Genomic DNA, 21,136 nt, shown 5'->3' with positions numbered 1-21,136 from the left:
ATAAGGAGAGCATTGTCAAAAGACGGTGCTCTTTTTGTTTGGCAAAAAGGGGAAAATACACAATGAAAAAACCAATTAAACTATTTAGCTCATTATTTATGACTCTATTACTTTTATTTTCGTTTGCTACGGCTTCTTTTGCCGATAGAGTACTAATTATCCAAGATTTACCGAAACAAGCATATCGCTACGGTGTGGGCGCTTATGAGGGCGTTGTAGCACATAGTACTGCAACACCAGAAGCACCAGCTATTAACATTCGAAATTACGAAGCTAGAACATGGAGAAATGCATTTGTACATTATGCTGTAGATTGGAACGAAACAGTCCAAATTGCTGATACAAAATATGTTGCTTATGGTGCTGGACCAGCTGCAAATAAAAGATTTGTCCACGTAGAACTTTCTGAAACTAGCAATCCAGATAAATTTAAATCTTCTTACGAGCGTTATGTAAAACTATTAGCTAAGATTTTAAAAGATAGAGGGATTCAGCCAAGCAAAGGTTTATGGACACATAAAGATATTACTTACAAATTAGGTGGAACTGACCACGAAGATCCAATTGATTACCTTCGCAGTCACGGTGTATCAGAATCACAATTCAGAGCGGACGTACAAAAGGCGTATGAAGGCGCAACAGTTACAGTTAAACCAAAACCACAAGAACCATCTCAAAACGTTGTAGGCGAAACAGGAGTAGCTTATATTGATGGACTTAACGTAAACCTAAGAAGTGGACCATCAACAAATTATGGTGTTATCCGTCAATTAAATAAAGGAGAAGCATATCAAGTATGGGGAAAACAAGGGGATTGGTTAAATCTTGGCGGTAACCAATGGATTTATAACAACCCATCTTACATTAAATATCAAGGGGAACAAACTACTACTTCAAGTTCTGTAGTAGGAAAACGTGTTGTTTCTAAAGTGGACGACCTTCGTTTCTATGACTCTGCTTCTTGGTCTGATAAAGATGTAGCAGGAACGGTAGATGAAGGACTTGGATTTACGATTGATGCTAAAGTAGCCGTTAATGGTTCACCACAATACAAAGTACACAACAGTAAAGGCGTAACATACTATATAACTGCAAATGAAGCCTATGTGTATGTAAAGTAGGGAAAAGGGTATGCCCAAACTTGGGCATACCCTTTTTTGTTTATTTCACGTAAAAAAATGGAGTTTTTTCTATAATTCAGCCTATTTTTGGAACCCTTTTCTATAATTCTTATTACATACTAAAAGGAATCTTATTTTCAAAACAGAATAGTTATATTTTAAAATTACTTTTGTATTTTTTTAGAGGAGGTGAATTAATGTTAAAATTTATTTGGGCAATTGCATTCGCTCTAATTATATTCTTTTTAGTGCGCGGTACGTTTATACCATATATAGCTTCTAATGAAAATATTGTAGCTTTATTTGTAATTTTTACCGTAGTTATTATTAATTCATGGATTATTGACTTAATAAATCGTTTATATAAAAAAAGAACCGAACTAGATAAATAATCTAGTTCGGTTCTTTTTTTATTTTGTATATTTCATAACTTTTGTATCAGTATATACTTTCTTACCGTTTTTAATTGTATCCGTTACTGTTTTTACATAATGGTTAACGGCATCGATATCTCTGTATGCTTCAGTATGATAATACGTAACAGAAGGTTGATTAAAATACATTAATCCGCTTGCAACTACTTGTGCTGTAGCCTGTACTGGTTTCCAAGGAATATAAACAGATAATCCATTTACTAACATAAGTCCTACATTATAACTATCTTTATTAATTCTATTGTTTGAATCTTTACTACTAGCGTGTTTCCAGTTGAAACTACCATCATTGATAATTACTCCTTGTACATTACTTGTACGAGTTTCAGTGCCTGAAATCTCTCTATTAATAACGTTTTCATTTTCATCAAATTTTACTGTTTCGCTGTATAACACTTCAAAGTCTGCACTTGAAGTATCCAAAGGTGATGTTACACCTGCAAATTTTGCTGGTGAATTAGCAGATTCAGGTGCTGTAGGCGAATCTGCATATGCATTACCTGCACCCCATCCAGTACTAGCTAACATTCCGCCAACTAGTAACATTGGGATTGTTTTTTTCTTTAATAAATTTTTATAACCCATAATAACATCTCCATCCTTTTGAAAATTTATGCTAATTTACCGGTATTTACTAGCACAATCCCGATGATAGACTATAAAATTCAAAAAATAAACAATATTCAGATTAAAATTTTCGCAAAACAATTCGACAAACCTTCTTAAAACCATGTCATTACTGGAGTTATAATGATTTTTATATAAAGAATTTCATCTTTACGATCTAACAATTTACCGATAACCATACGTCAATTGATAAATTAAAAACTAAATATTCTGAATTATATTTATAAAATCATTTTTTACAACTTATTACAATTGAACTTTGTTATGATTGATTCTATATAAACTAAATAAAGGAGATTGTGATATGATAATTCTGAATAATGAAAAAGTTACCAAACTATTGAATGAATGGTATAAAGTTATTCTATCTAAGCAAATAACAAAAGCGACAAGAATGAAAGAAGAAGTTGATGAAAAGATTAGTATCTTAATGGTCGAACAAAACCGAGATCTACAAGATCAAAATCTCTTATTGTATTATTCTCTATTGGATTATAGTTATAAAGTGTTAATAAATAAATCATATGTAACTCGTAGTGATTTTGATGCAGTTGAAAAACTTACAACAAAAACTATTGATGAGTATTTAAAATACTACTACCATTTCTATAAAGCTGTGCATAATACCATGATTGCTAACTATATAGAGGCTATGGAGCAATTTGAAGAAGCTGAACGACTTTTAGAGTATATTCCTAATGACATTGAAAAAGCTGAATTTAATTATAAACTTGGTGAACTATATTACCATCTTCAACAACCTTTATTAACGATTAAGCATGTAATGAAAGCAAAAGACATATACAAAAAGTATGAAGATTATGTAATAAATCAAATTGAATGTGATACAATCCTGGGATTAGCAAGTGTCACTTTAAGTCAGTTTGAACAAGGAGAAGAACTTTTTGTTAAGTGTTTGGATATGGCTAAAAAACATAACTGTACTCGACTAATTACCTTAATTCAGTACAACTTGGGTTTCCTTTATGCAAAACAAGGTATATCCGCAACTGCAATACGACATTTAATGGATGTATATAAATCTGAAAAACCATATCATAAAACTGTATTCTTACTGGCTCGAGAACATTTCAAAGTAAATGAAATTGAACAAGCACAAGAATTTTTGACTCAAGGCTTTGGATTAGCTGACGTTGAATATACACATCATTTACGAATACTTCGAGCACAATACGATGAAAATTATAAGCAGAATCTAGAAACAACGATTGCAGATGGACTAGATTACTTCGAATCCCAAAAACTTTATGGATTTATGGAAGAATACGCTGGAATTTTAGCGAAAAAACTTTATCAAGAAGGTAATCATGAGAAGGCTAGCCAATATTTTAATATATCTTATGATGCTAAAGAATTACTTCAGAAGGGAAGTGCGTTAAAATGAAAAAAGTATTAATGGGATTTGTTAGTTTTGCTGCTGTTTTAACTATTGGAAGTTTTACAGAATCTTTTACATCACAAGCTGATCATGGTAGACCGCCTGCACCACAAAGACCAGATTATATTTCTAATGTGGCCGATTTTGATCACGGTAGACCACCTGCGCCGGCATACGAATACGGCGATACTTATATTGATCATGGTGAGCATATCTAAAACAAAAAGAGGACGTGATATATACGTCCTCTTTTTGTTTTATTTTAATTACGACCGAATTATATTTGAAATAATATAAAGGATAATGTTCTAGTATATCAATTCCATAAATAATAATGTCTGTGTGTGGCTTGCTATCAAGAAACTGTCCAAGTGTCAACAGGGAAAAGTGTTAGTTTCTCATATAAATCTCATAATTGAGAATTGGTTTAAATAACCGGTGCAACAACAGCGAAATGCGATTCATATATTTGCACACATTTTGCTCACATTTTGTTCACGTACTATATAAAAGAATATGAAAATCTATAAAAATAATTATTTCAATAAAATTTGTTCTAGATATTAAAAAGTGCCAAAACCCTTTTGTTATAAGGGGTTTGACACTTTTTTGTTTTTTATATTTTATCAAATAAACAATCCTAAAATTGTTCATTCTTCTCCCAAGATTCTACGATATAATGAGCAATCGTCGGATTGAAGCCTTTACCAACTAAAAACATAATCGCAGCAACTTCTGTTAATGCGTGTTCGTGTGATGTATGTTTTGCTTCATTTAAACCGTAATCTACCCATGGTTTTACGAAATCTAGTACGGGTTTCTTGAAAGGTAAAAACTGTGTACCGACAACTTGTTGAATTTGTTGTTGTGTTGGTTCAGTAATTGGTCCAGGTGGTAAGATTTGTGGTTGTGTAATGTCTAATGTTGGTCCTGTCGGTAAAATTTGTGGCTGCGTTGGATCTATTGTTGGTGGTTTAGGTGGTGAGACACGTGCGTCGTAGTTTGGTTGATACATTTGTTGTTGGTATTGCGGTTGTTGTGGTTGAGTTGTGTATGGATTTTGTTGATATGGTTGTTCTTGGTTTTGTGGTGCTACATATGGATTTTGTTGATATGGTTGTTCTTGGTTTTGTGGTGCTGCATATGGATTTTGTTGATATGGTTGTTCTTGGTTTTGTGGTGCTGCATATGGATTTTGCTGATATGGTTGTTCTTGGTTTTGTGGTACCGCATATGGATTTTGAGGATATTCATAATTTGGACGTGTTTCATATGGATTTTGTTGAAATTCAGTTTCTTGATTTTGCGTTGTTGCATATGGGTTTTCGTCATATTGTTGTTCTTGCTGTTGTAACTCTTGTTCTTCGTATTGTTCTGTGTATCTTTGTTCTTGTTGTTGAGGGTAAAATGGTTGCCTTGGATAAGGCGGTTGATTATTATAGAACATATTTATTCCTCCTTCATGATGATGCTTACCACTCAGTGTATGGGCGGACAAGAAAATATGTGATGAAAAAATGTGGGCGTGTTACAATAAGTAACTGGGTGAAGATAAAATGACAAAACAAGAAAAGATTCAAAAAACAATTACTTTTGTAAAACATATTTTAGAAAAAGATGCGAGTGGGCATGATTGGTATCATATTGAACGCGTACATAAACTGGCGATTTCTTTATCCGAGCAAGAAGGGGGAAATCGTTTTATAATTGAAATGGCAGCATTACTTCACGATGTGGCAGATGAGAAGTTAAATGAAAGTGAAGAAGAAGGAATGAAAAAAGTTTCTGATTGGTTAGAAGAGTTACATGTGGAAGAAGAGGAAAGTAAACATGTTCTTCATATCATCGCCAATATGTCTTATAAAGGTGGTCATGGCGGCACACTTGAGTCGCTTGAAGGGGAAATTGTTCAAGATGCGGATCGTTTAGATGCTCTTGGTGCAATTGGAATTGCACGTACATTTGCATATGGCGGGGCAAAAGGGAGATTAATGTATGACCCAACTATTCCGCCGCGTGAAGAAATGACGAAAGAAGAGTATAGAAAAAATAATGATCCATCTTTAAATCATTTTTATGAAAAACTTTTGAAATTAAAAGATTTAATGAATACGAACGCAGCAAAACAAGAGGCGGAAGTTCGTCATCGTTATATGGAACAGTTTATTGAACAATTTATGAAAGAGTGGAATGCACAAATATGAAAATGTTAACTGTGGAAAACTTATCAAAATCATATGGAGAAAAACCGTTATTTGATGGATTATCATTTAGTATTGCAGAAGGACACCGTGCCGGAATTATCGGTGTAAACGGAACTGGTAAATCTACGTTATTAAAAATTATTGCAGGGGCAGAAATTCCTGATACAGGTGATATGACTCATTCTCGTGGGTATACAATTAGTTATTTATCACAGCAACCAGAGTTTGATGAACAACTAACAGTGCTAGAGCAAGTCTTCCATGGTGATACTCCTTTAATTCGTCTTCTTCGTGAGTATGAAAAGGCGCTATTACATATCGAAAAAGATCCAAGTAATGAAAAAGTACAGGAACAATTATTTGCAGTGCAGCAACGTATGGATGCAATGAGTGCATGGGAAGCAAATGCAAATGCGAAATCTCTTTTAACGAAATTAGGAATTACGGACTTCACTGCAACTGTTGGAAATTTATCTGGTGGACAGAAAAAACGTATTGCGATGGCGCAATGTTTTATTGAAACACCGGATCTATTAATTTTAGATGAGCCTACGAACCATCTTGATCATGAGACAGTGGAATGGTTAGAGGAATATTTAGCTCGATATAATGGCGCAGTATTACTTGTAACCCATGATCGTTATTTCTTAGATCGTGTGACGAATCGTATTTTCGAATTAGATAATGGAAAACTGTATAGTTATGAAGGGAATTACAGTACGTTTTTAGAAGCGAAAGCACTTCGTGAAGAACAAGAAATTGCGCAAGAATCAAAACGTCAAAACTTATATCGCCGCGAACTAGCATGGATTCGCCGCGGTGCAAAAGCCCGTTCAACAAAGCAAAAGGCACGTATTCAACGATTTGATGAGCTAAAGGGACAAGAAGGGCCAGCTGCAAAACAGTCAGTTGATATTGCACTTAGCGGTAGCCGTCTTGGGAAAAAAGTACTTGAGTTAAAAGATGTGACGAAAAAATTTGGTGATAAAACGGTATTAAACAACTTTAATCATATCGTGAAACCAGGCGATCGCATCGGAATTATTGGAGCGAATGGAAGCGGGAAATCTTCGCTATTAAATATGCTTGCAGGTAAGTTATCTCCTGATAGTGGTGAAATTGAAGTTGGGCAAACTGTAAAAGTTGCTTATTATACGCAAGAAAATGAAGAAATGAATTTAAATCAGCGTATGATTGAATACATTAAAGAGATTGCAGAAGTTATTCATACAACAGATGGAAAAGTAATTGGTGCATCTCAAATGTTAGAACGTTTCTTATTCCCGACTCATTCACATGGTACACCGCTTGGTAAACTATCTGGTGGTGAAAGAAGACGTTTATATTTATTACGTATTTTAATGGGAGAACCAAACGTACTTTTACTTGATGAACCTACGAATGATCTAGATACACAAACATTAACAGTACTAGAAGATTATTTAGAAGATTTCCCAGGTGTCGTTTTAACTGTATCGCATGACCGTTACTTCTTAGATAAAGTAGTAGATGAACTGTTCATCTTTACTGGTGGAGGCGAAGTGCGTGAGTTCCTAGGTAGTTATACAGATTATTTAGAAATGGAAAAAACGAGAGAACTTATGGAGAAAGCGGAAGTTCAAAAAGAGAAAAAAGTAGTAGAAGAAGCTCCAAAACAACAACGTAAACGTAAACTTTCATACAATGAGCAGCGTGAATGGGAAACGATTGAAGATACAATTGCCGAACTTGAAGAAAAAATTGAGTCAATTGGAGAAGAACTTGCGAAAGTTGGATCTGACTTCACAAAGGCACAAGAATTATCTGAAGCACAGCAGAAAATAGAAGAAGAGCTAGAAAAAAAGATGGAAAGATGGAGTGAACTATCAGACATCGTTGAAGGATTAAAATAAAAACAAGCTGCATATATTGAAAAGTAAAGAGAAAAACTTTACACTATTGGTAGAACCTATTTTAGGAGGGAAAAAATGAGAACATCTAATCCAATGTTGAAAAAAGAGGCATTCCGTAAAGAGGGAGCAAGCGCTTCTGCGATGACGATTGGCGGAACAGTAGGCAAAACGTTCATTATGCTTATCTTGCTACTTGCAACGTCTGTCTATTCATACATACAGATGATGCAGGGGACGATGAAGATGCCAGTATTAATTGGTGCTTTAATCGTTGCAGCAATCATCGCATTTGCGTCTATGTTCTTCCCGCGTATTTCACCTTTTGGTGCACCAATCTATGCGGCGGTAGAAGGGGTTGTGTTAGGAAGTATTTCAGCAGTTTATACAATGAAATTTGGCGATTCTATCGTTTTAAATGCTGTATTACTAACAATCTCAATTCTATTTGCAATGTTAGTGTTATATGCAACACGCGTAGTAAAAGTAACGGATAAATTCCGTACAGGCGTTATGGCAGCAACACTTGGAATTATGGTTATGTATTTAGTCGTATTCCTACTAAATATGTTTGGTGTAACTGTTCCATACATTCACCAAGGTGGTACAATCGGTATTATTATTAGTGCAGTTGTTATTGTAGTTGCTGCATTAAACTTATTACTAGATTTCGATTTAATCGAAAATGGTGTACGTAGTCAAGCTCCGAAATATATGGAGTGGTACACTGCAATGGGACTAATGCTTACATTAGTTTGGTTATACTTAGAAATTCTTCGTTTCGTTTCTTACTTTACGAAAAATGACTAATAAAAAAAACCTGCATGAAAAATGCAGGTTTTTTTTATTTTCAAAGATATATTGAACGTATGGTATAATATGGATGTTATCAACTTGAATTGAAGGAGATGGAATATGATGAAAGGGAAGAAGGGGATTATGAAAAAACTATTTTCTAAAAGTTTTTTCATAGAACTAGATGAAGCTTTAACGTATCCATCATCTGAAGTTATTACTTCAGCGATTGAAGGATATGCAACTGAATGCAATGAAAGACTAAAATTTGAGAGTAAAGTTAAACCGATTACTTTTTACTTAGAAAATGTAATGTACCGTGCTGAAATAAAGATGGCTCGCGGAGGATATTACATATCTTGTACTGAAGTGTAATAAATTTTGAAACCATACATGTTTGAACTATGTATGGTTTCTTTTTTTGTTTTGTAAGGTCTAAATTAATACTTTTTACTTACGGATACATCATTTTGTGCTTTTTACCATTCATCCATTTCTCCTTACAATGGAGAAAAATATGTGAGGTGGTATAACTTATGATGAATAGAGTTGTATTAATCGGTAGATTGACAAAGGAGCCAGAATTATACTACACAAAACAAGGCGTTGCTTATGCAAGAATATGTATTGCGGTGAATAGAGGATTTCGAAATAGTTTAGGTGAACAACAAGTCGATTTTATTAATTGTGTCGTTTGGCGAAAATCGGCTGAGAATGTAACTGAATATTGTAAGAAGGGATCACTTGTTGGGATTACAGGGCGTATTCAGACGAGTAATTACGATGATGAACAAGGCAAGAGAATATATAGAACTGAAGTTGTGATTGAGAGTATTACCTTTTTGGAGAGAAGGCGGGAGGGGGCATCGTAATAAAAGGTGATTTTAAGTAATAGCTACGGAAAAAATTGTGGAAAGTATTTTAATAAACTTAAAGAAGGAGTACCGCCAGATTTTTTTGGAAAACAAGTAAAGAGTATACAAAATTTTATTACGTTTTTCGGCTAATCCAGTAACAATCGAGAACCGTAAAACCCATGCCAGGATAGGAATGTATAAAAAGAAGAATCGAGTGATAGAAAATAAAAAAGGGGATCCTTCTGAGAGTAAGGAATCCTCCTTTTTGTTGCTACCGATAATAGGACGTTATGTTAACTTTACATGAATATGTTATACAATAGATAAAAAAGAGATGGGGAGAACAATGAGTATAAACTATCCATTTAAACCAAAATCAAATCGTTATTTAGTACCAGGGCAATTTTGGACTATTCCTTTAGATAACAGTAAATTTGCATGTGGTAGAGTAATTGAAACAGATCCAAATAGTAGAAGGGGATTTTTAGCAGGTTTGATGGATTGGATCGGAGATAGCCCACCTATGGCTGAAAATTTAAAAGGTTGTAAAACGTTAATACAAATAGATGTTCATATTAAAACCATTCATGAAACAGCATTGGATGGTTTTATAAGTGGCTATCGTTCATTAGAATTAGATGGAATTGAAACAGAGTATTTCACTTCACAAATGGTTCATGATGAGAATTGTATGTTAATGAAAGGATATTCAGTACTTAGACAGGCGACCAAAGAAGAAGCAGATACGTATGATCAGTTCGGTTACGCAGGCTACATGATGATTAAATGTTACGCAGAAGATTTATTAGCAAATAAATAACTTCCAATAACGAAAAATATGTAAATAAGCTATCCATATGGATAGCTTATTTACATATTTTTTTGTTTAGCGTGTTTTTTTCAAAAATAATGGCGATGCCTCAAGAAATGGATAAAAAATAAAAATCATCGGAAACGAAAGCTTTTAAAATCCCATCCCTAATTTGAAATGTAAAAAGAATGAAATAGTATGGTAGCGGGAAGAAAGTAGTAAAATTAAGCACCTGAGTAGGAGTATAGAGTGATAACATGTTACAATACAGCTAAGAACACGCAATAAAGGAGAGTTTTTTACGTGAAGATTAAAGCAATTGAACCGACGCCAAGTCCAAATACAATGAAAGTTATTTTGAATGAAGTATTACCATCAGGAGCGCGTAATAATTATACAAATGAAAATAAAGAACAAGCACCAATGCAAGTGCAAGAAATTTTGAAAATTGAAGGCATTAAAGGTGTGTATCATGTAGCTGACTTTTTAGCAGTCGAGCGAAATGCAAAGTATGACTGGAAAGTATTATTACAACAAGTTCGTGCTGTTTTTGGCGAAGAAGTAGTGGAAGAAAGTGAAGAACAACAACTGTCTCATTTTGGAGAAGTGAAAGTGTTTGTTCAAATGTTCTTTACAATTCCAATGCAAGTAAAGTTAACAGATGGAACATCGGAAGAACGCGTTGGCTTACCAGATCGTTTCAAAGAATCAATTATGAAAGTACAAATGTCTGCACCAAACGTTGTAAAAGAGCGTAAATGGGTAGAACAAAGTACACGTTACGGTAATTTTGAAGAAATCGGGAAAGAAGTAGTAGAAGAGATTGTTGCTGCTTATTCAGAAGAACGTGTAAATGAAACGGTTAAAGAATTATTAAATCAAGCAGGTGCTGTTGAAGTAACGATTCAAAAGCGTGAACCATATAAAGTAACAGAAGAGATGATGAAAGATTCTGACTGGAAAAACCGTTTTGCAGCATTAGAACAAATGGATCCTACTGAAGAAGATATTCCAGTGTTGAAGATGGCGTTAGATGATGAAAAAGTTTCAATACGCCGTTTAGCAACAGCGTATTTAGGTATGGTAAAAGGTGATGAAGTATTACCGTTATTATATAAAGCGTTGTTAGATCGCTCTGTAAGTGTTCGTCGTACTGCAGGAGATTGTTTATCAGATGTAGGTGATCCGGCAGCGATGTTCGTTATGATTAAATCTCTGAAAGATCCAAGTAAATTAGTACGCTGGCGTGCAGCGATGTTCTTATTTGAACTTGGAGATGAAAGTGCGATTCCAGCATTAAAAGCAGCGCAAGATGATTCAGAGTTTGAAGTAGCGATGCAAGCACGTCTAGCATTAGAGCGTATTGAAGGCGGAGAAGAAGCAAAAGGTTCTGTATGGAAACAAATGACGGAGTCTCGTAAAGGGGAATAATGTATGATTGTTTTCTATGATAGTTGGTGTCCGATGTGTACGGCCGTTGCAGAACGTACGAAAAAATTAGATAAAAAGGGTAAGATGAAATTTGTTTCATTTCGAAATGAAGATGTAGTTGAGAAATATAAGCTTTCTCAAGAACTACAAAGTAAAATGGAACAAAGACTGTATATTTTTAAAAATAATAAGTGGTATGACGGCATTCAGAGCATAGATGTATTAGCAAAGGCCGTTCCATCTTATTGGTTTGCAGTTCCTTTTATAAAGCTATCTATCGTACTTGGTTTTGGAAGTAAAGTATACGATTATATCGCTAATAATAGAAAACTTGTTCCAGTGGGACATTGCCGCGGTGGGGTTTGTGAAATCCCTACAAAAAAATGAAATCATCGTTATCTTTCTTTTGCACCTATTAATAGAGCGTGATATGATGAATTTGGAATGAAAGTTGAAGGAGAGATTACAAGATGTCAAATGCTTATGAAGAATACATGCGCCAAATGGTAATCCCAATGCGCCAAGAGTTAGTGCGTTCTGGGTTTGAAGAGTTAACTACAGAAGAAGCTGTAACAGAATTTATGGAAAATACATCAGGTACAACTTTAGTAGTTGTAAACTCTGTTTGTGGTTGTGCAGCTGGTTTAGCACGTCCATCAGCAGGTCAAGCGGTTGTTCGTGCTGAAAAACAACCTGATCATCTTGTAACTGTATTCGCAGGTCAAGATAAAGATGCTACTGCAAAAATGCGTGAATACTTCGGAGAAATTCCTCCATCTTCACCATCTATGGCATTATTAAAAGGAAAAGAAGTTGTTCACTTCATTCACCGTCATGAAATTGAAGGTGCAACTATGGACGAAATTATTACGAACTTAGAGCAAGCTTTCGAAAAGAATTGTTAAAGAAGGGGGAGAGTAAATCTCCCTCTTTTCTTTATATAGAGGTGAAACAATGATCGTAACAACAGCAGGAAGAACAAACAAAGAAATGACAGCATATGCAAAAAAGGTAGCAGAAGAATTAAATCGTTCTTTCATTTTACGTAATGATATACCAGTGCATAAATTACATGAGCAGTATGAACAAGATATACTTGTCGTAGGAAAGAACCGATTAGCTATTTATCCGAAAGGTACGGAAGAATCATTTTTCTTTCATCCGAACTCAGCGATGTTTCGTGTGAAAAGGTTAATGCGTGGAGAACACGATCCGTTTGTACAAGCTGCTAAATTAGAGAGCGGAATGACAGTGTTAGATTGTACGCTCGGTATGGCATCAGATAGTATTGTAGCTAGTTATGTTGTTGGTGAAAGTGGAACAGTAACAGGACTTGAAGGCAATGAATATATGGCTTATATCATGAGAAATGGTTTGAAAACATGGTCTTCATCTGTTTCTGAAATCGATGAAGCAATGCAAAGAATCCAAGTAACGCAAACGGAGCATTTTTCATTTTTAGCGCAATGTGAAGACAATAGTTATGATGTCGTTTACCTTGATCCGATGTTTGAAGAAACTGTCATAGAATCTGACGGAATTAAAGGATTAAAACACTTCGCTTTGTATCATGATATTACTGATGAAACAATTGCGGAGGCGAAGCGAGTGGCGAGAAAGCGTGTTGTATTAAAAGATCATTTCCGTAGTTCTAGATTTGAAAAACACAATTTTCACGTATACAAAAGAAAAAGTGCTAAGTTTCACTTTGGTGTAATTGACCCTTGCTAATTGTTTGAAAAGATGTATAATAAGCAATAATTAATTAAATATACTGTCTGTGATGAAGAGAGTAGTCTTTTTTAGAAGGAAAGCGAGCTAGGGATGGTGTGAGCCTAGTACGGAAGAAAAAGATGAAGCGCACTTCGGAGATGCTTCTTGAACGAATAGTAGAGAAAGCCGAGGCCCCCTGTCCTCGTTATAAACGGGAAAGTGGTTCGTAACGAACAACAAGGGTGGTACCACGGGTTCAAACTCGTCTCTTTTTTAGAGACGAGTTTTTTGTGTTTTAAAAAATAAGGAGGTTGTATCATGGATTATAAAATACAGTTTGCGGAAAGTTTATCTAATATTTTCACGAATGAATTAACGCAAAAACAAATTTTAGATTTAATTGAAACACCGAAACAAGATGAATTTGGAGATGCAGCGTTCCCATGTTTTTCATTAGCGAAGCAATATAAAAAAACACCAGCTCTTATCGCAAAGGAAGTTGCTGAGAAATTAAATGATCCGTTTTTTACGAAAGTAGAAGCCGTTGGTCCTTATGTAAATGTATTTTTCAATCGTGAAACTGTAAGTGATGCAGTATTAAAAACAGTTTTAGCGGAGAAAGAAGAGTTCGGTCAAAACCACTTTGGCTGTGAAAAAACAGTAGTAATTGATTATTCCTCTCCTAATATCGCGAAACCTTTTTCGATGGGGCATTTACGTTCTACAATGATAGGAAATTCGCTGAAACATATCGCTGAAAAATGTGGCTATGAAGTTGTAGGGATTAATTATATAGGAGATTGGGGAACACAGTTTGGAAAGTTAATTACGGCTTATAAAAAATGGGGAAATGAAGAAGTAGTGAAAGAAGATCCAATACGTGAGCTATTTAAGTTATATGTTCAGTTTCATGTAGAAGTAAAAGAGAATGATGAATTAGAAGAAGAAGGACGTGCTTGGTTTAAAAAGCTAGAAGAAGGCGATGAAGAAGCAGTTGAACTTTGGAATTGGTTCCGTCACGAATCATTAAAAGAATTTTCTCGTATTTATGAACTTCTCGGTGTGGAATTTACTAATTTTCAAGGCGAAGCTTTCTATAATGATAAAATGGAAGACTTTATTGGGATTTTAGAAGAGCACGACTTACTGGAAGAATCAGAAGGCGCATTAGTCGTTAATTTAGAAGAAGAAGGAATGCCGCCTTGCTTAATTAGAAAATCAGATGGTGCGACGATTTATGCAACGCGTGACTTAACGGCAGCTTTATATCGTCAAAACACTTATGGGTTTGATAAAGCGCTATATGTTGTTGGTCCAGAACAAAGCTTACATTTCAATCAATTTTTCACTGTATTAAAAAAACTTGGCTATACTTGGGTTGATGGTATGGAACACGTACCGTTTGGCTTCATTTTAAAAGATGGTAAGAAAATGTCGACACGTAAAGGAAGAGTTATTTTACTTGAAGAAGTACTTGAGGAAGCAATCGACCTTGCAAAACAAAATATTGAAGAGAAAAATCCAAACTTAAAACAAAAAGAAGTAGTAGCAAAGCAAGTCGGTGTAGGTGCAGTTATTTTCCACGATTTAAAAAATGAGCGTATGCACAATATTGAATTCTCATTAGAAAACATGCTGAAATTTGAAGGAGAAACAGGCCCGTACGTACAGTACACACATGCACGTGCTTGCTCTATTTTAAGAAAAGAAAGTGTAGAATTTGAAACATGTACGTTTGCTTTAAAAGACGATCATAGCTGGAGTGTCGTAAAATTACTAAACAAATTCCCACAAGTAATTGAAGCAGCTTTCAATAAAAATGAGCCATCGATTATTTCGAAATATGTATTAGATGTAGCACAATCGTTCAATAAATATTACGGTAATGTTCGTATATTAGAAGAGAGTGAAGAAAAAGACAGCAGACTCGCATTGGTTTATGCTGTGACGGTTGTATTAAAAGAAGGATTACGTTTACTTGGGGTGGAGGCTCCTGAGGAGATGTAGCATAAAAGGTGTATGTATCATTACAGATATGTATGCCTTTTTATTTGGTATAGGAGTCATGTAAGCAGTAATCTCACCTTATTAAAACCAATTTCTTGGGTAATTGTTAAAAATGTAGGAATGTTTTGTTAAATGGAGAATTGTAAGGGGTGTATATAAAAGGAGGCGTTAGAGGTTGGAAACATACGATTGGAACAGTAAACTAGCGTATTTAAAAAATACGAGAGATTTATATTACAATAGCGATTATGTAAGTTTTCTAGTGAATTCAGTTTGGAAGATTTCTGAGCCAATCCATGTTGTTGATTATGGTTGTGGATATGGTTATTTAGGCTTATTATTAATGCCTTTACTTCCAGAAGGATCAAAGTATACAGGCATTGATAGTGGAGAAACATTATTAGCTGAAGCGAGAGAGTTGTTTCGTTCACTTCCGTACGAGTCAGAATTTCTGGAGGGAGATGCTATAGAAATTGAATTGAACGATACATACGATATAGCAATTTGTCATGCCTTCTTATTACATATGAGTTCACCAAAAACGATGCTACAAAAAATGATTCATTCAGTTAAAAGTGGCGGGAAAATAATCTGTTTTGAACCACATTGGATATCAAATATGTCTTCATACACTTTGGATGGAGAGAACCAATCGGAAATTATCCAGCTAGGTATTTTGCAGAATTTATTTGAAAGTGACACGCAGAGGAGTGGAAAAGATGGAAATATTGGTATGAAAATACCGATATATTTAAGTGAATTAGGTGTGAAAAATATTGAATGTAGAGTAAGCGATAAAGTGAACTTTTTAGATTCAAATATGCATCACAATGATAAAAACGATTTGTATCAATCATTAAAAGAAGAGGGGATTGCAGGTAATCCGGGTGATAAGCAACAATTTGTAGAACGTTTAATGGCTAGAGGATTAACATATGATGATGCGCTAGCTCAATATGAAGCTGAACTACGATTTTTTAAAATATTTCATGTGCATTCTTCTTTAGTATACGCTCCGAATATGAAAATTACATTTGGTGACATAGTATGTTAAAAGTCATGATATATAAGGATCGTCGTTTAATGTCGATATAATTTGAAAATCGCCGATATATTTGAATTATCGCTGATATAATTTTATGTACTAATTTCAGCTTCTACAAGATTAAAACCGCATGTTACGTTATTCCATATAATTAAACAAAATACGGAGAAAAACAATCATTTTTACTATATTTTGTTATAAATTTGAATAATATTAATTAATACCATCCATTATAAGAGATTTTAGTTGAATACATACTATATGGTGTGTAAAATCTAAGCAAGTAGCAGTATAAATATAAATTCGAGGTGAATGCATGCTAGATTTTAAGCAGTTAGAAACTTGTTTAAAAGACAAGAGATTTGTAGATGGATTACAGGAAATAAATAATGAAATTGCATATATAAAAGAAACGAATACTTTATCCTATGTGAAGAATTGGCTTGCCAATATTACTTCGCATAAGGAGTTCGATATATTAATTCGCCTTACTGATGAAGGGCTTATGCACCAATACAGTTCATTCCTCATTCGTTACGCTTATAAAAAATTCCCAAATATGAGAACGCTCTCTTTATATTGTGATGAGTTAATTGATGAGCGGAAAATTCTTGAAGCAGAGCAGTTGTTAAAATCTTCTTTAGAAGAGTTAAGTAAAGAAGAAATAGATGCAGATTTTTTAGCGAAAACATATTTTACATTAGTACGATGTCTTTTAGAAATGAAAAGAAATGAAGAAGCGCTAATGTATATGCAAAAAGCAGAGGAGTATAGTACGCGCGTAGTGTTTGATAAATGGGGCTACGTTTATATGCATACAGGCGAATGGGAGAAAGCGGAAGAACAATTTATTGCTGGCATGCAGCATGAAGATTGTGAAGAGTTATCTACCTATTTATTATCACAATTGTATGCAAATAAAGGAGAACAAAAACGTGCGATACAGTTAATTAATGATGCGATTGTAAAGTTCCCACAAGTACCATATTTTCATTTTGAGAAGGTAAAGTATTTATTAGATTTAGAGCAATATGAAGAGATGTTAGCGGTAATAGATAACATAAATACTCAGCTGCCATATCATGCTTATAACACTTACTTTGTACATTTACGTGCAGAAGCGCTGTACAAAATGAATAAATTTGCAGATTTACAAAAGCTATTAAAAGAAGAAAAGAGTTTAAAAGAATCTTTATATCATAATTTAGAAAAAAATCCGGATGGAAAAAAGGTTCACTTGCCGATAGTTCCTATTGTACAAAAGGATAATTATTGTGTTCCGACAAGTTTAGAGATGATGTTGCGTATATGGGGAGAGACACGTACACAAGATGAAATAGCAGAGTTTATTTTTGATATGACAGGATCGAAGTTTTCAGATACTGTTTCTTATTTAGAAGAATTAGGTTATGAATATCGTTATTTTAAAGGGAATGAAGAGAATTATAAGAGACTGATTGATGAAGGAATTCCTGTTTTATTAAGTATAGATATTGAGCATGCTTCACACGTACAAGTTCTATCTGGATATGATGATACATTGCAAGCTTTCTATGTTCAAGATCCAAACTTTATAGAACCAGTTCTTGTAGAATATAGTAAATTACAAGAAAAATATCGTTATACAGGCTGTTTAGCAATCACGTTTGTTCCGAAAGAAAAGAAGGCGCAACTAGCGTTTCTAAATGAGGAAGAAAATCGTTATTTTAAATCTATTTTTTCTCTTACGGATCATTTAGATGAACATGACAAAGAGGGAATTAGTAACTTAGTACAATTTTTAAAAGAAACGAGCGATAATCCAAATACGTGGCTATATACGATAAAGCACTTAGATGTTGAAGTAGATAAAGAATTTATTTTATATTGTATCGATAAGTTAATGGAAAAGTTTCCGAACTCGGACTTTGTTAAATTGCATGGTGCACAGTGTTTTATTCGTCTTCAAGAAGTAGAGAAAGCGGAGCAAATGCTGACAAGCGTTGAGAAGAAAAATAATCGTGCATTATATCATTTAATAAACGGAAGATATGCTTTTGAGCAGGAAAGTTATATAGAAGCGATTTCAAGCTTTAGTTCATCGTTACAATTAGACGCAGATCAGCCTATTGCTTGGAGTTTTCTCGCTTTATCCTATATGTATATTGATCAATCTGAAAAAGCATTGCAATACTCTCAAGTTGCGTTAGAGCGCAGTCCTGAAAGGTTCACTTTAACGAATCACGGTTTAATATTAATAGATTTAGAAAGATATGAAGAAGCATATGAAATCTTTAATGACTTGTTAAAAGAGTATAAATATGAAGCACATGTATGGTATGAACGAGCGAGATGTGCACATCAACTAGGAAAATTATATTTAGCAATAAAAGGGCTTAAAGTAGCGATTCATTTGGATAGTAATGCACCTTACATTTATACGAAACTTTCGGAAATATACGAATCTGATTTGAAGGATGAGGAAAGTACGAAAGAAATTTTATTAAACGGTATTGAGAATTGTGATGATAAAGCACCTCTTTACGTAAAATTAGGTGACTATCATTTTCAAAATGATAGCTTGGAAGAAGCAGAAGTATTGTATAAGCGTGCTTTAGAAGAAAACGATGAGGATGTTTATTCTCACTTCGGACTTACACAAGTGTATATGGCAAGAGAACAATACAAGGAAGCAAAAGAATACATTCTTGGTCTTGAGAAGCAAATTGAAAAGAGCCAAGATTTCCTCATGAATGCAGGAATGGTTTTATGGGATGCTGAAATTGAACTTGGTGGAAATGAAGAAGGATTTAAAGTAGCGCTATCTAAGTTAGAAAATGGTATAAAGAAAAGTGATTATAATGTAGCAAGTGCGTTAGATGAATATGTGAATCGAATTAAAGGAACGGAATTTGTACAACGAGGTATAGCGTTTTTAAGAACGTTACACAAAGAAAGTAATGAAGTAAGTGAGTACGGTTGTTATGCAGGTATTTTATATGAATCTATTGGACAGTACGGCCAAGCGATGAAAAGATATAATAAGGCGATAGAACAAAAGGAAACGGCATTACCGTATTACCGAATTGGTGAAACACTTATGGCATTAGGGCAATTGACGGAAGCAAAACAAGCGTATGAAACATGTTTAGAGCTTGATGGGAATTTCGTAGGTGTACATTTACAGCTTGCGGAAATATACGAAAAAGAAGAAAACCGTTCTAAAGAACAAAGTCATATGGTTCAGGCGATGAAGGAAGAGCCGTTGCATATTAATATGGAATATTTGGCACAGCTTTCAGTAGATATGAATCTTCAGGAAGAATTGCTGACTGAACTAGAACAATTAGAGGAAGAAGTACCTGAAATATGGCGTTTAGATGCGATTGCATATGTGTACGGAGCGATGAATGAAATAGATAAAGAACAAGCACAGATTGAATACGCGCTACAATTAGATGGTGAGCATATAGAAGTTCTATATCATTATGCAAAAGTATTAGTGAAAAAAAGAAATGTAAAAGCAATTGAAGTTGCAATGAAAGTAATACAAAAAGATTTTGATAATGAACGTATATTTGATGTTTATGTAAAAGCAGTAGAGCAACATAAAAAATTGTCTAACATACGAGATTTTCTTCATACGTTAAAGGTGAAAAAAGCAGAAAGAAGTACAGCATTCATGTATGCTGCAGCTGCGGTTACGGAAATATGGATTGAACGTCAGCTGCATGAACAGCCAAAACGATCTATCATTACGAGAGCTTTTTATCGTATGAAAAATCGTGCCAAAGAAATTTCAATGGTTACTATGATAATTGATTTATATGAAATCTCTTTAAAGTTAAATCCGAAAAATAGTATGGCAGCACAGCGATTTGCGCTATTTTATGAGAATGTAGAGATGAATAAAGAAGCAATAGAGATTCTGCACACGTCACTAGAAAATAGATGGGATTATGAAGTAGCGAAGCAACTTGTAAATCTTTTCGTTGAGTGCGAGGAAGAAGATATGTTAAGAGATGCTTTGGAATTAACGAAGCAAATGGTTCGAGAACTACCAGATGATTATGATACTCTTCTTCTGCAAGCACAAGTATTCTTTAAAGCAGGGGAAGAAAGAAAAGCAGAAAAGATTACCTTACAATTAACGGAGCAAACACCGTTTGTAAGTAGAGCATTTCTTGCTTTAGGAGAAATGTATCAAAGTCAAGAAAGGTTTGAAGAGGCAATTCATCTATTAGAAAATGCTTCTATACATCATCCAAATGAAACAGCAATTCTCCTTTCTTTAGCGTCTTCATATCATGGTGCCGGCCAAACACTAAAGGCAGAAAAAATAGCAAATGAAGTATTAACAATGGATGCAAATGATTTGTTAGCAAGATATGATCGTGCTTGTTATTTAGCACAGTTAAATAGAAATGAAGAGGCGAAGGAAGAGCTTGAAATTGTCCTTCGTGAGGATGAATCGGGATTCTTTGCTGAACTTATTGAGGATGATGAAAATTTAGCAGCATTGCGAGAATTTGAAAAGTAATTGTATAAGAATATATTTTGAATTAGTTGACAATTAGTTGTCAAATGGCATAAAATAACTTTTAATAAAGTATACAAATCTGAAGACGAGAAAGAGTAAAATAGTGAACTGTTCTCCAGAGAGCCGGTATATTGCTGAAAGCCGGTGGGCAGACGTTATTTGAAAATCATCTCCGAGGAGCTGAGGCTGAAAGTGAGTAAGCCCGGACGGATGTCTACCGTTACAAAGAACACGTATGATAGTACGTTGCTAAGCGCTATTAGTGAAAAAGCTAATAGAATTAG

General features: G+C 34.4%; 19 protein-coding genes and 2 other annotated features (1 of these 21 running past the window's edge). Of the genes, 17 read left to right on the top strand and 2 right to left on the bottom strand.

Translation table 11 applies throughout. From position 1 onward, the window contains the following. Positions 1-62: 62 nt before the first annotated feature. Positions 63-1,121, top strand: coding sequence for an N-acetylmuramoyl-L-alanine amidase (locus MRP26_RS00955; RefSeq protein ID WP_242805840.1), 1,059 nt, complete (start codon positions 63-65; stop codon positions 1,119-1,121). Positions 1,122-1,318: 197 nt separating this feature from the next. Further along, on the top strand, positions 1,319-1,513 hold the full coding sequence (locus MRP26_RS00950) for a hypothetical protein (protein WP_000911201.1): 195 nt from the start codon (positions 1,319-1,321) through the stop codon (positions 1,511-1,513). Between the two features lie 18 nt (positions 1,514-1,531). Here the strand turns inward: MRP26_RS00950 and MRP26_RS00945 are convergent, their stop codons facing one another. Further along, complete coding sequence (locus tag MRP26_RS00945; protein ID WP_242805839.1) at positions 1,532-2,140, bottom strand: hypothetical protein; 609 nt, start codon at positions 2,138-2,140, stop codon at positions 1,532-1,534. A 346-nt stretch (positions 2,141-2,486) separates the two neighbouring features. On the opposite strand from MRP26_RS00945, the gene MRP26_RS00940 reads away from it, so the two are divergent. After that, entirely contained in the window at positions 2,487-3,587 is a 1,101-nt protein-coding gene (locus tag MRP26_RS00940) for a response regulator aspartate phosphatase (RefSeq protein WP_000584816.1), read from the top strand. Continuing rightward, positions 3,584-3,799 (top strand): hypothetical protein, encoded by a 216-nt coding sequence (locus MRP26_RS00935; RefSeq protein WP_000757098.1) that lies wholly within the window; start codon positions 3,584-3,586, stop codon positions 3,797-3,799. The genes MRP26_RS00940 and MRP26_RS00935 overlap by 4 nt, the downstream gene beginning before the upstream one ends. 422 nt (positions 3,800-4,221) lie before the next feature. Here MRP26_RS00935 and MRP26_RS00930 read toward each other — a convergent pair whose 3' ends face one another. Next, positions 4,222-5,028, bottom strand: coding sequence for a hypothetical protein (locus tag MRP26_RS00930; RefSeq protein ID WP_197241541.1), 807 nt, complete (start codon positions 5,026-5,028; stop codon positions 4,222-4,224). Positions 5,029-5,137: 109 nt separating this feature from the next. Here MRP26_RS00930 and MRP26_RS00925 point away from each other — a divergent pair, with 109 nt between their 5' ends. From MRP26_RS00925 to MRP26_RS00865, 13 genes are all read left to right on the top strand, one after another. Continuing rightward, positions 5,138-5,785 carry an HD domain-containing protein gene (locus MRP26_RS00925; protein ID WP_069355499.1) on the top strand — a complete coding sequence of 216 codons (648 nt, stop codon included), beginning with the start codon at positions 5,138-5,140 and terminating at the stop codon, positions 5,783-5,785. Next, on the top strand, positions 5,782-7,677 hold the full coding sequence (locus MRP26_RS00920) for an ABC-F family ATP-binding cassette domain-containing protein (protein ID WP_088024748.1): 1,896 nt from the start codon (positions 5,782-5,784) through the stop codon (positions 7,675-7,677). Before MRP26_RS00925 ends, MRP26_RS00920 begins: the two co-directional genes overlap by 4 nt. A 75-nt stretch (positions 7,678-7,752) precedes the next feature. Then, on the top strand, positions 7,753-8,484 hold the full coding sequence (locus MRP26_RS00915) for a Bax inhibitor-1/YccA family protein (protein ID WP_001260655.1): 732 nt from the start codon (positions 7,753-7,755) through the stop codon (positions 8,482-8,484). Between the two features lie 105 nt (positions 8,485-8,589). Then, positions 8,590-8,844: a DUF4318 domain-containing protein gene (locus MRP26_RS00910; RefSeq protein WP_053564643.1), complete on the top strand. Its 255-nt coding sequence runs from the start codon at positions 8,590-8,592 to the stop codon at positions 8,842-8,844. Positions 8,845-9,005: 161 nt separating this feature from the next. Next, positions 9,006-9,341 (top strand): single-stranded DNA-binding protein, encoded by a 336-nt coding sequence (locus MRP26_RS00905; RefSeq protein WP_000982013.1) that lies wholly within the window; start codon positions 9,006-9,008, stop codon positions 9,339-9,341. Positions 9,342-9,672: 331 nt separating this feature from the next. Continuing rightward, positions 9,673-10,146, top strand: coding sequence for an Imm26 family immunity protein (locus MRP26_RS00900; protein WP_000026686.1), 474 nt, complete (start codon positions 9,673-9,675; stop codon positions 10,144-10,146). A gap of 294 nt (positions 10,147-10,440) precedes the next feature. Continuing rightward, on the top strand, positions 10,441-11,568 hold the full coding sequence (locus MRP26_RS00895) for a conserved virulence factor C family protein (RefSeq protein ID WP_000692587.1): 1,128 nt from the start codon (positions 10,441-10,443) through the stop codon (positions 11,566-11,568). A gap of 3 nt (positions 11,569-11,571) precedes the next feature. Continuing rightward, complete coding sequence (locus MRP26_RS00890) at positions 11,572-11,955, top strand: thiol-disulfide oxidoreductase DCC family protein (RefSeq protein ID WP_000634891.1); 384 nt, start codon at positions 11,572-11,574, stop codon at positions 11,953-11,955. Between the two features lie 83 nt (positions 11,956-12,038). Beyond that, positions 12,039-12,473 (top strand): BrxA/BrxB family bacilliredoxin, encoded by a 435-nt coding sequence (locus MRP26_RS00885; protein ID WP_000063706.1) that lies wholly within the window; start codon positions 12,039-12,041, stop codon positions 12,471-12,473. Between the two features lie 49 nt (positions 12,474-12,522). Then, a complete protein-coding gene (locus tag MRP26_RS00880) occupies positions 12,523-13,299 on the top strand; it encodes a class I SAM-dependent methyltransferase (RefSeq protein WP_053564641.1) in 777 nt (258 codons plus the stop codon). Between the two features lie 40 nt (positions 13,300-13,339). Further along, positions 13,340-13,554 (top strand) — a binding site (T-box leader). A 45-nt stretch (positions 13,555-13,599) separates the two neighbouring features. Next, positions 13,600-15,288 carry an arginine--tRNA ligase gene (gene argS, locus MRP26_RS00875; RefSeq protein ID WP_197241540.1) on the top strand — a complete coding sequence of 563 codons (1,689 nt, stop codon included), beginning with the start codon at positions 13,600-13,602 and terminating at the stop codon, positions 15,286-15,288. 175 nt (positions 15,289-15,463) lie between these two features. Then, positions 15,464-16,342 (top strand): class I SAM-dependent methyltransferase, encoded by an 879-nt coding sequence (locus MRP26_RS00870; RefSeq protein WP_197241537.1) that lies wholly within the window; start codon positions 15,464-15,466, stop codon positions 16,340-16,342. Between the two features lie 307 nt (positions 16,343-16,649). After that, entirely contained in the window at positions 16,650-20,852 is a 4,203-nt protein-coding gene (locus MRP26_RS00865; RefSeq protein ID WP_242805838.1) for a bacteriocin-processing peptidase family protein, read from the top strand. A gap of 73 nt (positions 20,853-20,925) precedes the next feature. Continuing rightward, positions 20,926-21,136, top strand: a binding site (T-box leader) (it continues 30 nt past the right edge of the window).

The organism is Bacillus sp. CCB-MMP212 (assembly GCF_022748145.1).
GTDB lineage: Bacteria > Bacillota > Bacilli > Bacillales > Bacillaceae_G > Bacillus_A > Bacillus_A cereus.
This window is presented reverse-complemented; position numbering and strand designations above follow the sequence as displayed.